The organism is Micromonospora sp. NPDC049101, assembly GCF_040648675.1.
In the GTDB taxonomy this organism is placed as follows: domain Bacteria; phylum Actinomycetota; class Actinomycetes; order Mycobacteriales; family Micromonosporaceae; genus Micromonospora.
Map to the genome: position 1 here is coordinate 1 of NZ_JBEZED010000010.1, position 13463 is coordinate 13463.

General features: G+C 74.0%; 14 protein-coding genes. 4 read left to right on the top strand and 10 right to left on the bottom strand.

The window, feature by feature from the left end; all coding sequences use genetic code 11:
* Positions 1–162: 162 nt before the first annotated feature.
* Together AB0B57_RS15500 and pknB are read right to left on the bottom strand one after the other, a co-directional pair.
* Positions 163–1038, bottom strand: coding sequence for a deoxyribonuclease IV (locus AB0B57_RS15500; RefSeq protein ID WP_357069469.1), 876 nt, complete (start codon positions 1036–1038; stop codon positions 163–165).
* A complete protein-coding gene (gene pknB / locus AB0B57_RS15505) occupies positions 1038–3023 on the bottom strand; it encodes a Stk1 family PASTA domain-containing Ser/Thr kinase (protein ID WP_357069471.1) in 1986 nt (661 codons plus the stop codon). The genes AB0B57_RS15500 and pknB overlap by 1 nt, the downstream gene beginning before the upstream one ends.
* Positions 3024–3200: 177 nt before the next feature.
* Between pknB and AB0B57_RS15510 the strand changes: the two genes are divergently transcribed.
* Positions 3201–3590, top strand: a complete 390-nt coding sequence (locus tag AB0B57_RS15510) for an Rv2175c family DNA-binding protein (RefSeq protein ID WP_357069473.1) — start codon at positions 3201–3203, stop codon at positions 3588–3590.
* Positions 3591–3746: 156 nt separating this feature from the next.
* Here the strand turns inward: AB0B57_RS15510 and AB0B57_RS15515 are convergent, their stop codons facing one another.
* Positions 3747–4829 carry a polyprenyl synthetase family protein gene (locus tag AB0B57_RS15515; protein ID WP_357069475.1) on the bottom strand — a complete coding sequence of 361 codons (1083 nt, stop codon included), beginning with the start codon at positions 4827–4829 and terminating at the stop codon, positions 3747–3749.
* 9 nt (positions 4830–4838) lie between these two features.
* Positions 4839–5228: a helix-turn-helix transcriptional regulator gene (locus AB0B57_RS15520; protein ID WP_357069477.1), complete on the bottom strand. Its 390-nt coding sequence runs from the start codon at positions 5226–5228 to the stop codon at positions 4839–4841.
* Between the two features lie 248 nt (positions 5229–5476).
* Between AB0B57_RS15520 and metF the strand changes: the two genes are divergently transcribed.
* Both metF and AB0B57_RS15530 read left to right on the top strand, forming a co-directional pair.
* Complete coding sequence (metF, locus tag AB0B57_RS15525; protein WP_357069478.1) at positions 5477–6394, top strand: methylenetetrahydrofolate reductase [NAD(P)H]; 918 nt, start codon at positions 5477–5479, stop codon at positions 6392–6394.
* A gap of 44 nt (positions 6395–6438) precedes the next feature.
* On the top strand, positions 6439–7128 hold the full coding sequence (locus AB0B57_RS15530; RefSeq protein ID WP_357069480.1) for a CDP-alcohol phosphatidyltransferase family protein: 690 nt from the start codon (positions 6439–6441) through the stop codon (positions 7126–7128).
* A 44-nt stretch (positions 7129–7172) separates the two neighbouring features.
* On the opposite strand, the gene crtI is transcribed toward AB0B57_RS15530, so the two are convergent.
* The 6 genes from crtI to AB0B57_RS15560 are packed head-to-tail and all read right to left on the bottom strand — an operon-like array spanning position 7173 to position 12504.
* Positions 7173–8660, bottom strand: coding sequence for a phytoene desaturase family protein (crtI, locus tag AB0B57_RS15535; RefSeq protein WP_357069482.1), 1488 nt, complete (start codon positions 8658–8660; stop codon positions 7173–7175).
* 11 nt (positions 8661–8671) lie between these two features.
* Entirely contained in the window at positions 8672–9799 is a 1128-nt protein-coding gene (locus AB0B57_RS15540; RefSeq protein ID WP_357069484.1) for a glycosyltransferase family 2 protein, read from the bottom strand.
* A complete protein-coding gene (locus AB0B57_RS15545; protein WP_357069486.1) occupies positions 9796–10716 on the bottom strand; it encodes a carotenoid biosynthesis protein in 921 nt (306 codons plus the stop codon). The genes AB0B57_RS15540 and AB0B57_RS15545 overlap by 4 nt, the downstream gene beginning before the upstream one ends.
* A complete protein-coding gene (locus AB0B57_RS15550; RefSeq protein ID WP_357069488.1) occupies positions 10713–11264 on the bottom strand; it encodes a GNAT family N-acetyltransferase in 552 nt (183 codons plus the stop codon). The genes AB0B57_RS15545 and AB0B57_RS15550 overlap by 4 nt, the downstream gene beginning before the upstream one ends.
* On the bottom strand, positions 11261–12019 hold the full coding sequence (locus tag AB0B57_RS15555) for a monooxygenase (protein ID WP_357069490.1): 759 nt from the start codon (positions 12017–12019) through the stop codon (positions 11261–11263). Before AB0B57_RS15555 ends, AB0B57_RS15550 begins: the two co-directional genes overlap by 4 nt.
* Positions 12016–12504 carry a YbaK/EbsC family protein gene (locus AB0B57_RS15560; RefSeq protein WP_357069492.1) on the bottom strand — a complete coding sequence of 163 codons (489 nt, stop codon included), beginning with the start codon at positions 12502–12504 and terminating at the stop codon, positions 12016–12018. Before AB0B57_RS15560 ends, AB0B57_RS15555 begins: the two co-directional genes overlap by 4 nt.
* A 452-nt stretch (positions 12505–12956) precedes the next feature.
* Here AB0B57_RS15560 and AB0B57_RS15565 point away from each other — a divergent pair, with 452 nt between their 5' ends.
* Positions 12957–13406: an SAV_6107 family HEPN domain-containing protein gene (locus tag AB0B57_RS15565; RefSeq protein WP_357069494.1), complete on the top strand. Its 450-nt coding sequence runs from the start codon at positions 12957–12959 to the stop codon at positions 13404–13406.
* Positions 13407–13463: the final 57 nt, after the last annotated feature.

The window sequence follows — 13463 nt, forward strand, 5'->3', positions numbered from 1 at the left end:
CCGCCCCCGCCAGACGCTCGACTGGGCAACCCCAGCCGAACGCCTGGACCACCTCATCGCTACCTAACGATTGCACTCACCCCTTGACCCCAAGCGGCGTGTCGTGGCAATAACTCCATGATCAACGGGGCGAGTGGGGTGGGGTGGGGTGGGGGAGCGGGGTTAGGGGGTTAGGCGGGTTAGGCGGGTTAGGGTTGTTATGTCGGCGGCGTGGCCGAGGGTTTTCTCGCTCGGGGTTTCCACCACTATCGGGACGCCGGCGGTGGCGGGGTGCGCCATCAGCTCGGCGAAGGCGGGCTCGCCGATGGTGCCCTTGCCGATGTTCTCGTGCCGATCCCGGGTGGAGCCGCACAGATCCTTCGAGTCGTTGGCGTGGACCAGCCGCAGCCGGTCCGCACCGACCGTCGCCACCAGGGTGTCCAGGGTCGCCGTCATGCCACCCTCGGCCGCCAGGTCATGCCCCGCCGCCCAGGCGTGGCAGGTGTCGAAGCAGACCCCGAGCATGGGGTGTCGGTCCACCGCGTCCAGGTAGGGACCGAGCTGCTCCACGCGGGAGGCCAGTGACCGGCCACCGCCGGCGCTCGGCTCGACAAGCAACATCGGCCCGCCGGCGTCGGCGGCCCAGTCGAGCAGCGGCAGCAACTCCTGGCGGACCTGTCGCATCGCCTCCTCGGCGTACGCCTCGTCGACCGAGCTACCCGCGTGGAACACCACCGCCTGAGCGCCGATCGCCACGCCCCGACGAAGGGCGTGGGCCAGTGTCTGCGCCGACTTCTCGACCGTGGCCGGAGTGGGCGAGCCGAGGTTGACCAGCAGCGAGGCGTGGATGAACGCCGGAATGCCCCGCTCGGCGCAGCCGTCGCGGAACAGGGCGTCCTGGGTCGGGTCGCCGCTGGGCAGCGCCCAGCCCCGGGAGTTGGCGACGTAGACCTGCACCACCTGGGCGCCTGTCGCGTCGGCGTACGGCAGGGCCGCCTTCGCCAGCCCTCCGGAGGTCGGGGTGTGCGCGCCCACCGGGCGGGAGGTGACAGTCGACATCAGAAGCACGTGATGACGACCGGGGTGCCCGGCGGCACCTGCGAATTCTCACCGGGGGCCTGGATCCGGACCGTGGCGTTCGGGTTGAGTGCCACCGTCACCGGGAAGCCCTGGCCCTCCAGGGCCTGCTTGGCCTGCTGGCAGGGCAGGTCGATCACCCGGGGCATGACGATCGCCGCCGGGCCCTTGCTGACGTCCAACTTGACCTGGGTGCCCTTCTCCACGCCGGCACCGTCGGCCGGGCTCTGCCCGAGGATCTCGTCCTTGGGCTTGTCGGAGTCCTTGTAGGTCTCCACCAGCACCAGGTTGAGCTGGGCCAGGGCGGCCCGAGCGTCGTTGAGGTTCTTACCGACCAGGTTCGGCACCGTCACCGGCGCCCTGCCCCGGCTCAGAATGAGGGTGATCTTCGCGCCGGGTTTGACCTCGCTGCCCACCTTGGGGGAGGTGTCCAGTACGACCCCGGCCGGCAGGCTGTCGTCGTAGCGGGCGGCACCCTTGGCCACCACCAGCTTCACGTTGAGCAGGTCCGCCTCGGCGAGCTCGAACTCCTTGCCGATCACGTCCGGCACGGGGAAGCGCTCCGGGCCGAGGGAGAGGGTCAGGGTGATCGTGCCACCCTTGACGATCCTGCTGGCGGATGCCGGGCTCTGCCCCAGCACGCTGTCCTTCGGGGCCTTCTCGTCGAAGCGCGGCTCGCCGTACTTCAGGGTGAGCCCGGCGCGGGTGGCCTGCGCCTGCGCCTCGGCCTTGCTCAAACTCACCAGTTGCGGGGCATCCGTGTAACGGCCGACGCCGAACCACCAGCCCCCGATCGCGGCCACCAGGCCCAGCGTCACCACCACGGCCGCGACGGCCAACCGGCCGCGTGGGCTCGCCAGCAGTGTGCCGCGCAGCGCCGCGAGCCGGGACCCGAGACCCTCCGCGGGCGCCGGGGCGGCCCGTCGTCGCCCCGGCCCCTGGCTGGCGCCCTCGGGCAGCCGCGCCCAGGCCGGGCGGTCGGTCGGTCGGACCGTCGCGACCACCATGGTCGGCTGAGAGAGTGGCGCATCGTCGGTCACCGCGCGGAGCACGGCGGTGCGGGTGTTGGCGTCACCGAGGCGATCCCGGGCGACCTGCACCTCGGTCAGCAGGGCGCCGGCGTCGGCGGGCCGGGCCGCCGGATCGCGCCGAGTGGCCCGCTGCACCAGGTCGTCGAGGACCGGTGGCAGGCCGGGCACCAGCATCGAGGGTGCCGGTACGTCCCGGTCGACGTGCTGCCAGGCGACGTCCACCGGGCGGTCTCCGTCGTACGGCACGCGGCCGGTGAGCATCTCGAACAGCACGATGCCGGCCGAGTAGACGTCGGTACGGGGATCGGCTCGGCCCTCGGTGACCAGCTCCGGGGCGACGTACGCCACGGTGGCCATCAGTTGGTTGCCCTGCTCCTCGTCGGCGCTCGCCTCGACCGCCCGGGCCAGACCGAAGTCGGCCACCTTGACGACGCTGTCGACCAGATTGGCGACACCACCGGTGGGCGCCTCGGCGACCAGCACGTTTTCCGGCTTGACGTCGCGGTGCACCAGCCCGGACCGGTGCGCGGCGGCGATCGCGGCGAGCATCTGCTCGATGATGGCCAGCGCCTCGTCCGGGTTGAGCCGGCGCCGCTCGGCCAGCACGTCACGCAGCGTGCGACCGCGCACGTACTCCATTACCAGGTACGGCAGGCCGGCGTGCGTGCCCTGGTCGTAGACCGCCACCACGTTCGGGTGGGTCAGCCGCGCGATGGTCTTCGCCTCGTCGGTGAACCGGGCCACGAAGTTGGCGATCCGGGCCTGCGCCTCGGGCGCCTGGGTCGGATGAATGATCTTGACAGCGACGGTGCGCTCAAGGCGTTCGTCGGTGGCGGTGTACACGGTCGCCATGCCACCACGGGCCACGCGACCGCGGATGCGGTAGCGCCCGTCGATCAGCGAGCCCAGCAACGTGTCGGCGACCTGAGTGTCCATCGGCAGGCAGTCTATGTGTCCAGGGGGTGAAGGTTGAACAGGATGCTACAGCCGGGCGCCGAACGGGTCAGTCCCGCCGCGCTCCTCGTCCCCGCACCCGCAGGTCAGCGGCGCCACGAGAGCGGTCGCGCGGGGTGCCGGTGGCCCGTCGCGACGGTGGCGTGGCAGGGTGGTCGGGTGACCGAACCCGTACCCGACCAGGCCGTGCCCAGTCTGGAGCTCGCCGGCCCCGCCGACCCGGCCGGCTGGCTGACCCTGCCCGACGTCGCCGAGCGCCTCGACGTGTCGATCAGCAAGGTGCACCAGATGATCCGTGACCGGGAGTTGCTGGCGGTCCGCCGCGACGGCGTCCGCCGGATCCCGGCGGACCTGGTTGCCAACCAGGTCGTGCTCAAGCACTTGCCCGGCGTGCTCAACCTGCTCACCGACAACGGCTACGACGACGAGGCCGCCCTGCGCTGGCTGTACGAGCCGGACGAGACCCTCCCCGGCAACACCCCGGCAGCCGCCCTCTCCGGCGACCAGGCCCGCGAAGTAAAACGCCGAGCCCAAGCCCTAGGCTTCTAACCCCCACCCCACCCGGGTTGATCATGGAGTTATTGCCACGACACGCCGAGCGGGCTGGCAATAACTCCATGATCAACGCGCGGAAGGATCAACGCGCGGAAGGATCAACGCGCGGAAGGATCAACGCGCGGAAGGGGCGCGGGGCGCGGGGCGGGGTTAGTCGGCTCGGCGGGTTGCGGCTATGGCCAGGTCGACGAGGGCTTGGCGGGCCTCGGTGTCCAGGTCGACGTTTGTCAGCGCGGCCAGCGCGGTGTCGGTGAGCGTGACGATCCGCTGCTCGGTGCGGGCCAACGCCCCGCTCGCGGAGATCAGCTCACGCAGCCGAGCCACCCCCCGCTCGTCCAACTCCGGGTTGCCGAGCTGGCTGAGCAGCAGCTCGCGGCCCGCGTCGTCGGTGGTCTCCACGGCCGCCGCCACCAGGTAGGTGCGCTTGCCCTCACGTAGGTCGTCCCCGGCCGGCTTGCCGGTCAGCGCCGGGTCACCAAAGACACCCAGCACGTCGTCGCGGAGTTGGAACGCCTCGCCCAGCGGCAGCCCGTACGCCGAGTAGGTCGCCCGTACGTCGGCCGTCGCGTCGGCCAGCGCGGCGCCGAACAGCATCGGACGTTCGACAGTGTATTTCGCCGACTTGTACCGGGCGACCTTGCTGGCCCGTTCCACCGAGGTGTCGCCGGTGACCTGGGTCAGCACGTCGAGGTATTGCCCGACGGTGACCTCGGTGCGCATCTCGTCGAAGACCGGCCGGGCCCGGGCCAACGACCACAGGTCCAGCCCCGCGGAGTGCAGCAGCTCGTCGGACCAGACCAGGCAGAGGTCGCCGAGCAGGATTGCCGCGGCGTCGCCGAAGCCGTCCGGGTCACCGCCCCAGCCGGCCGCCCGGTGCCGCGCGGCGAACCGCCGGTGCACCGCGGGCTCGCCGCGTCGGGTGTCGGAGCGGTCCATCAGGTCGTCATGGATCAGGGCGCTGGCCTGGACGAACTCCAGCGCGGCCAGGGCGGTGAGCACCTGGTCGCCGTCGAGCCCGCCCGCGCCCCGAAACCCCCAGTACGCGAAGGCCGGGCGTAGTCGCTTGCCGCCGCCGAGCACGAAAGCCTCGATCGCCTCGGCCACCGGGGCCAGGGCGTCATCCACGGCGGCGAGCCGCACCCGTTGGCCGATCAGGAACTCGGTGAGGGCTTTGTCGACCCGCTGCCGTAGGCCGGCACGGTCGACGGGTGAGACGGGGGCAGCGTGGGTCACGCACCGACGCTAGCGGGTCGCCGCGCTCCGCGCCCTACCGCCACGCGTAGTCCCGTCGGTGCGACCGGGGCCGCTGCGCCCCGCCGGTCGCACACCGGCCACCGCCGTGCGGCCCGGTCCGGGGGCCCGCGTCGAGCCGGTGCGGCGGGTGGCCGCGGCGGCCTCGGCGAGGGTCACCAGCGGCACGTCCAGGACGACGGCGAGCCAGCCGAGCCAGAACGCGCCGGGAACACGACGCTGCCGCTCCCACCGGGACACCTCGTGCCGGCTCAGGGTCGGCACCCCGGCGGCGGCGCACAACTCGGCGGCGGTGCGTTGTTGGCTCCAGCCACGGGCCAGCCGGCACCGGGCCAGCAGCGGGCCGAGCTGCGCCGGGCGCGGCGATCGAGGCGGGGTCATGCGTCCTCCTGGCGGGCGTCGGCGCGGTGACGGCCCACCCGCCCGACCGGACGGGACCGGCGTCACCGCGTGGTTGCTGACCCCCGCGCGGGACCCCGGGCGCCGCCCCCGTCGCCCCTCCCACGCCACCCATTCCTACCTCGGGGGTACGACGCCTTCCGCCCGCCGGGACCGGACCGGCAGGCGGTATCGGACCCCGAGGCGGAAAGCGCCTGGGCCGTGGTGGCGTCGCCCGCTAGAGTCGGGTCGTGGCGCTCGGTCTTCCCTCGGTACTCCCCAATCCGCAGCCGGCGATCGGGGAGCTCATTCGTGAGCGCCAGCCGACCTTCTCGTTCGAGTTCTTCCCGCCGAAGACGGAGGCGGGGGAGCGGCTGCTCTGGCAGGCCATCCGCGAATTGGAGTCGCTGCGCCCGTCGTTCGTGTCGATCACCTACGGCGCGGGCGGCTCGACCCGGGACACCACCGTGGCGGTGACCGAGCGCATCGCCACCGAGACCACCCTGCTGCCGATGGCCCACCTGACCGCGGTCAACCACTCGGTCGCCGAGCTGCGGCACGTGGTCGGCCGGCTCGCCGGTGTGGGGGTGCGCAACGTGCTGGCGGTGCGCGGTGACCCGCCCGGCAACCCGGGCGGCGAGTGGGTCCCGCACCCCGAGGGCGTCGACTACGCCGAGGATCTGGTCCGGCTGGTGCGTGACGCCGGTGACTTCAGTGTCGGCGTGGCCGCCTTCCCGTACAAGCACCCCCGCTCGCCGGACGTGGCCAGCGACACCGCGCAGTTCGTCCGCAAGTGTCGGGCCGGCGCCGAGTTCGCGATCACGCAGATGTTCTTCGAGGCCGACGACTACCTGCGGCTGCGTGACCGGGTGGCCGCCGCCGGGTGCGACACCCCGATCCTGGCCGGGGTGATGCCGGTGACCCAGATCGGCACCATCGAGCGGTCCGTGCAGCTGTCCGGTGCGCCGTTCCCGCCGGCGCTGGCGGCCCGCTTCGAACGCGTCGCCGACGACCCGGAGGCCGTCCGCCGCCTCGGCGTCGAGCAGGCCAGCGAGATGTGCCGCCGACTGCTGGACGAGGGTGTGCCGGGAATCCACTTCATCACCCTCAACCGGTCCACCGCGACCCGCGAGGTCTGGCAGAACCTGAAGGCCGGCGCGCGGGTGTGAATGCGGAGCCTGCGCTACCTGATGCCCGGCACGACGGTTGATCAGTGGTGGGCACACAGCTGAACTGGGACCAGTACGCCACGGCCTGGGCGCGGTTGCACGGCGGGTTCGACCCCCGGGTCGCGGCCCCGGTGGTACGCGCCTGGCTGCGGTTCGCCTACCACGTCGGGTACGTGCTGGGGCGGCTACGGGTCAGCCCCACCGCCGTCACCGTGGCCGGGGTGCTGCTCTGTTTCTGCGTACCGTTGCTGGTGACCCGGCCGGGCGACGGGCCCTTCCTGGGCGCGTTGTTCGTGCTGCTCGCCGCCGTGGCCGACAGCGTGGACGGCGCGGTGGCGGTCGCCACCGGCCGCACCACCCGGCTCGGCTACGTCTACGACTCGGTCGCCGACCGGCTCGGTGAGGTGGCCTGGCTGCTGGCGTTCTGGCTGGTCGGCGCGCCGGGCGCGTTGATCGTCGCGGGCGGCGCGTTGTCCTGGCTGCACGAGTACGTGCGGGCCCGGGCGGTCGCCGCCGGGATGCGCGACATCGGTGCGGTCACCGTGGGGGAACGCCCCACCCGGGTCTCGGTCGCGCTGGCGGGCCTGGTGGTCGCCGGGCTGGCCGGGCTGATCGAGCCGGACCTGGCCGCCGGCACCATCACCATGGCGGCCGCGGTGTGGGTGCTGCTTGCCGGTTTCGGCCTCGGGCAACTGCTCTCCACCATCCGCCGCGCCCTGCTCGACGCCGGCTGAGGCACACCCCGGGCCAGCTCGACGCCGGCTGAGGCACCCCGGGTCTACCAGGCGGGGCCGATCTCGTCGGCGACGATCTGCGCGGAGAGGGTGACCATCGGCAGCCCGCCGCCCGGGTGGGTGGAGCCGCCGACCAGCCACAGCCCGTTCGCCGGGCCCCGGTTGGCGGGGCGCAGCAGCCCACCGGCGGTGCCGTAGATCGAGCCACCCGGCGCGCCGGTCGCCGCACCCAGGTCGGCCGGGGTGCGGATCTCGCGGAACAGCAGCCGGTCGCGTACGTCCACGCCGCGCTCCGCCAGCACCTCCAGGATCCGATCGGCGTACGCGTCGGCCAGCCCCGGCCGTCGCCAGTCGACAGCACCCGCCGTGGTGCCGTGGCGGGGTGCGTTGACAAGCACGAACCACGCCTCGTGCCCGGCCGGGCGGACCATCGGGTCGTCGGCCACGGTGACGAACACCGTCGGGTCGACCGCCGGCCGGGCCCGGACGCCGCGCCCGGGGTTTCCGAAGACCGCGTCGAACTCCGCGTCGTAGTCGTCCGGGAAGAAGACGGTGTGGTGGGCCAGCCCGGTGCTGCCGGCGACACCGAGCAGCAGCACGAAACCGGCGAGGCTGCGGTCGGTCAACCCGGCCAGCCGACGCGGGTGCGGCAGCAGGTCACGGTAGACGGTGAGCGCGTCGGTGTTGGCCACCACGACGTCGGCGGGCACCGGGGCGGTGACACCGGCGAGGCGTACCCCGTGCACCCGGCCGCCGGTGGCGTCGATCCCGGTGACAGTGGTGTCGGTCTGCACGACCACGCCGAGGTCCAGGCAGCGGGTCAGCAGCGCGTCGGCGAGCGTGCCCAGCCCACCGCGCAGGTACCAGCCGCCGAAGGCCAACTCGGCGTAGGGGACCGCGACCAACGCCGCCGGCGCCCGGCGCGGGTCGGCGCCGGTGTAGGTGGCGTACCGGTCCAGCAGCATCCGCAGCCGCGGGTCGGACAGGTGCCCCCGGCCCAGCCCGCGCAGGGTGCGGCCCGGGGCGATGGCGGCCAGGTCGCCGAGCCGCCAGGCCAGCGACGCGAGATCGCGGGGGGAGTCGACGGTACGGCGCAGGATGTCCCGCTCGGAGGCCCGCCACACCCGTTCGGCGCGGCGCCACAGCCGTTGCCAGTCGGCCGCCGCCCGGTCACCGAGGGCGGCCCCGATCCGGGTGGTGAACTCCACCGGGTCGGCGCACGAGTCCAGGGTCGGGCCGCCGCCGGGAAAGACGTGCCGGACGATCGGGTCCAGTGCGACCAGGTCCAGGTATTCGTCGAGCTTCGCCCCGGTCGCCTCGAACAGGTCGTGGAAGACCTGGGGCAGGGTGAGCAGGCTCGGCCCGGTGTCGAAGTGGAACGACCCGGCCGGGGTGTCGTGCGCGTACCGGCCGAGCTTGCCACCGACCGCGTCGGCGGCCTCGAAGACGGTCACCTGGTGCCCGGTGGCGGCCAGCCGGGCGGCGGTGGCGAGGCCACCCACCCCGGCGCCGACGACCACGATCCGCGCCATGCCGCGCCCTCCTAGCTGACCGGGCGGCCCCGCCAGGTCAGGCGGCGTCGCTTTCGCAGATGGTACGACCGTAGGGTCAACCAACCGAGGACCACGACCGACACGGGGTGTGCGAGCGCGTCGGGCCACCACCGGCCTCCGGTCGCCCGCGCGGTGAGCACCCGTCCGGCCACCCCCAGCAGGTAGCCGGCCAGCGCCACGGCGGCCACCCGCGGCGCGCCGGCGAGCAGCGCGCTGACCGCGACCAGTGGCGGGGCGGTGTAGAGCAGGAGCAGCAGCGCCACCACGACCGCCGCCGCGCCCGGGTGCCCGAACGACGCCCAGAGCGACTTCGAGTACCCGTCGCGCAGTTGCGGCCAGTCGTCGTACATCCGACAGGTGGCCAGCCGGGAACCGTCGGCCAGGGCGATCCGCCCACCGGCCCGCTTGACCGCCCGGGCCAGTTCGACGTCCTCCAGGACCTTGTCGGCGACCGCGGCGTGCCCGCCGGCGGCGGTGTAGCCGGCCCGGTCCACCACCAGGAACTGCCCACCCGCCGCGGCCAGCGACGGCCGCCGCGAGCGTTCCATCGCGCGCAGCGGCAGGAACGTCAACCAGAGCCACTGCAACAGCGGCTGCACCAGCCGGTCGGCCGCCGTCGCCACCACGATCCGGGGGTACGGCGACAGCAGCGTCACGCGGGCGGCGCGCAACTCGGTGACGGCCGCCGCGACCGCGTGCGGGGCGAGCACCACGTCGGCGTCGACGAAGACCAGCGCGGTGGCGTCCGGGTCGGCTCGGGTGGCCAACTGCCAGCAGGCGTGCGGTTTGCCCAGCCAGCCCGGCGGCGGGGCGACCCCGGTGCGCAGCGTGACCCGGGGGTCGTCGCCGGCCACCGCGCGGACCACTTCGGCGGTGCCGTCGGTGGAGCCGTCGTCGAGGACCACGACGCGCAGCCCGGGCACGCCGCGCTGGGCGAGCAGGGCGCGCAGGCAGGGCATGACCCGGTTGGCCTCGTCGCGCAGCGGCAGCAGCACGGTGACCCGCTCGTCGACCTCGTCGGGTCGGTCCGTGGGCCGGCGTAGCCACCCGGCGGCGTTGAGCCAGGTGTGCCCGGTCAACGCGGCGACGGCGACCAGCAGGGCGAGCAGGACGATCATCGGGTCGCGTCGACGCCGGAGCGGTGCGGCTGGTGGGCCTCCCGGCGGGTGTCGCGGCCCCGGCGGGCACGCAGCAGGGTCACCGCCAGCGGGACGGCGGTCACCGACATGCCGGCCGCCCCCCAGAGCGCCGACGCGGGCAGGTCGAGGAAGACCGCGTGGGCCAGGATGCTGGAGAAGTACGTCCACAGGTAGAGCGTGACCATCGGGTCGTCGCGCCGGTCGGTGTGCTCGGCGGCCGACCCGGCCAGCGGGCGCAACGCGCTCATCAGCAGCACCGCGAAGAGCAGCCAGCCCAGGTAGTTGCTGACCGGGATGCCGGCCAGGCCCGGCAACGCGGGGGTGGCGTCCCGCCAGACCCAGTAGCCCTCGGCCACCATCTGCGGGTCGAGGAAGAGGTCCCAGGCGGCCAACCCCACAGTGGCCAGCGCGATCCGCCGTACCCACAGCTTGGCCGACCCACCGCGACCGGCCCACGATCCGCCGCCGTTGCCGGTCGGTGCGCCGCGGTCGCCGGTCGGCACGCCGTTGCGGCTGGCGCGCGGCACGGTGCCGCCGGTCAGCCGGACCGCCGCCAGCCAGGCCGGCCAGGCCATCCAGGTCCAGGCCAGTGGAATGATCAGCGGCACTCCGGCCAGCTTGGGGCCCAGCTCGCCGGAGTAGTCGTAGCTGCCGAACGGCACACCGGTGGCCACCCCGATCGCCTCGATCGCGAACCCGCCGCCGGTGGCCACCGCGACCAGCGCCGCCGCGACCCGCGGGCCCCGGCTGAGCAGCGCGTGGCCCACCGAGAGCAACCACCCGAGCACGACGGTGGCCACGGTGAGCCCGGCCCGGGTGGCGCCGGTGGTGAGCGGGTAGCAGATCTGGGCGAGCACCAGGACGGCGAGCAGCGTCCAGGAGATCCGCCGGGTCATGACTTCGGTGGCTCGAGCGGCAGATCCCGACCGAGGACACCGAACGGCCGCTCGTCACCGGGGAAGTGGAAGTTACGCAGCACGTCGACGAAGCCGAACCGCCGGTACAACCGCCAGGCCCGCGAGGTCTGCTCGTCGGCCTCCGGGGTGGACAGCAGCGTGGTGTCGCCCTCGGCCATGCCGAGCAGCGCGCGCAGTTGGCCGGTGCCCAGGCCGTGCCCCTGCGCCGGTGGCCGGACGTGCAACTCGACCACCTCGAAGCAGTGGGTGAGCCAGCGGGCCCGGGTCGGGGCGTCCAGCGCTCGGTGCACCTGGTCGTGCCACCACTGGCCGGAGGCGCCCAGGTAGCCGTAGCCGAAGCCGGCGAGGTGACCTTCGCTGGTCAGGCTGGCGACCGCCCGGAAACCCGGCCGGCGGACGTGGGTGGCGATGTAGCCGCGCCGGGCCTCCAGCAGGTCGGTGCGGTATCCCATCGCCTCGCCGTAGACGGCCACCACGTCGTCCAGCCGCCGGACCAGATCGTCCGGCGTCCAGCGCACCAACCTCATGCCCGTCCACCCTTCACCGTTTCGGGGCCGCCGTCGGCGGCCCATCCGAGCACCGTCCGGTCGCCGACCACGTCGCGCACCTCGAACCGGGCGAACAGCTCCTCGGCGTACCAGCCCGCGGTGGGGGTTCGCATGATCGCCGCCCGGTGCTCCGGGTGACGGTACGCGAACGCCACCAGGTCTGTCGGGTCGCGCCACACGCTCACCGTGCCCTGCCAACCCAGCGGTGCCTCCCCGACCCCGAACCGGGCCAGCAACCCGGGCGCGTCCCGCAGGGCGGCGGCCACCGGCGGGATCGCCCGCCAGAAGGTGGCCGCCCGGCGGACCCGCAACCGGGCCCGGGTCAGCGCCAGCACCGGGCCGGTGACCCGGCCTCCCGGTGGGTCACCGAACGGCCGCTGGCCGGACCACTCGCCCCGGCTGGTCAGCGGACGCAGGTCGACCCGGGCGGAGGCGCGGGCGATGCGGGCCCAGGCACGCCCGACCGGCGAGTCGTCGAAGCCGGCCGCCGCGGCGGGGGAGTCCCAGACGGTCAGCGCCGCCCACCGGGTCAGGTCGGCGTCACCCGGCCCGAAGCCGGTGCCGGTCCCGGTGCCCAGCAGCTTGCCGAACCGGACGCCGGGCAGGGCCCGCAGCCGGCGCGGGTCCACGGCCATCCGGGTCAGCGCCCGGGGCAACGCGCCGCGGGAGATCCGCCAGACGTGCAGGGTGACCAGCTCCGGCGCCGTGCGCACGCCACCGCTCCGCTCGCTCACGCCACCTCGGCCGGGCTGCCAGCGGTGACCCGCAGCAGCTCGGCGTAGGTGGTCGGGAAGACCGCCTGCGGCACGCCACCCGCGGCCCAGATCTCGGGGTACGTCGCCAGCGCCGTGTCCACCAGGGTGCGCAGCGGGTGCGGGTGCCCGAGTGGGGCGACCCCGCCGATCGGCTGCCCGGTGTGCGCCCGGACGAACTCCGGGGTGGCCCGGCGCAGCCGGGTGACCCCGATCGACGCGGCCAGGCCGGCGGTGTCCACCCGGTGCGCGCCGGAGGTGAGCACGAGCAGCGGCGTGTCGTCCGCGTCGAAGACCAACGAGTTGGCGATCTGGCCGACCTCGACGTCGAGCGCCTCGGCGGCGGCCGCCGCGGTGGGCACCGCGTCGGGCAGCAGGCGGATCGTGCTGGGCTCACCGGCGCCGTCGAGCGTGCCGGCGGCGGTGAGCGCGTCCTGCACCGCCCGTACGTTCGGGTGTGACTGCATGTCGCCATTCTTCCCGGTTCGTCGATGACGGGTTCAGCCCGGTTCGCTCGGCTGGCACGGCCGGCGCGTCACACGTTGCATTTTCGTCGGTGGGGAGGTGTACTGTCAGCAGCAGTTAGAACGAGTGTTCGATTGCCTCGAACGCCCGTTCCAACCAGCCGGAGCGCGGCGTTTCGCGGCGCCAGCTCCGGGCGGTGTGGCTCCGCGGGCCGCACCTGGGTTTCCGGGCAGTCGCGAGCCTGGTCCCGACAGGCAGGAGCGTCGCCCGCTGCCCACGACCCCCGGGCAGCGGGCGACGCACCCGCCGGTACGCCGGCCGGGTGTGGTGTGGGGAAGCGTCCACACCCGGCCGGCCACACCCGGTGCGTCTTCCTCCGCACCACCCGACCTCGGCGTCTCGTCGGCGGCACCAATGCGCCGAGGCGACGCCCGGCCACGTGGAGGAGACACCCATGCCGACCAACCCGGCCCAGGCACCGACGGTGCCGGCGCACGTGCTGCCGCACCGCACCCCCGCCCAGCTCCTCACGTTGGCCCGACGCGGGCTGGTCGAGGCCGGCCAGACCCGACCCGACGGCCTGCGCTACGCGGCTGCCCACCTGGCGGCGCTGCGTGCGGCGGCTGCCCTGCTCGCCGCCCGGGCCCGGCCCGCGCCGAGTCGGCGCAACCGGATCACCAGCGTCTGGGTCCTCCTCTGCGCCGTCGCTCCGGAGCTCGACGAGTGGTCCCGGTTCTTCGCCGCCGGGGCCAGCAAACGCGCCGCCGCCGAGGCCGGCATCCCCCGGGTGGTCAGCGCCCGGGAGGCCGACGACCTGCTCCGCGCCGCCGAACAGTTCGTCACGGTGGTGGAGACCGCGCTCGGCGTGTCCCACCAACCGGCCCTGGACGGCCTCGCCGCATGATCCCGCCGTGCCACCGACCGCCCCGCGGGGGGAGCCGGGCGGCCGGTGGCACGGCGT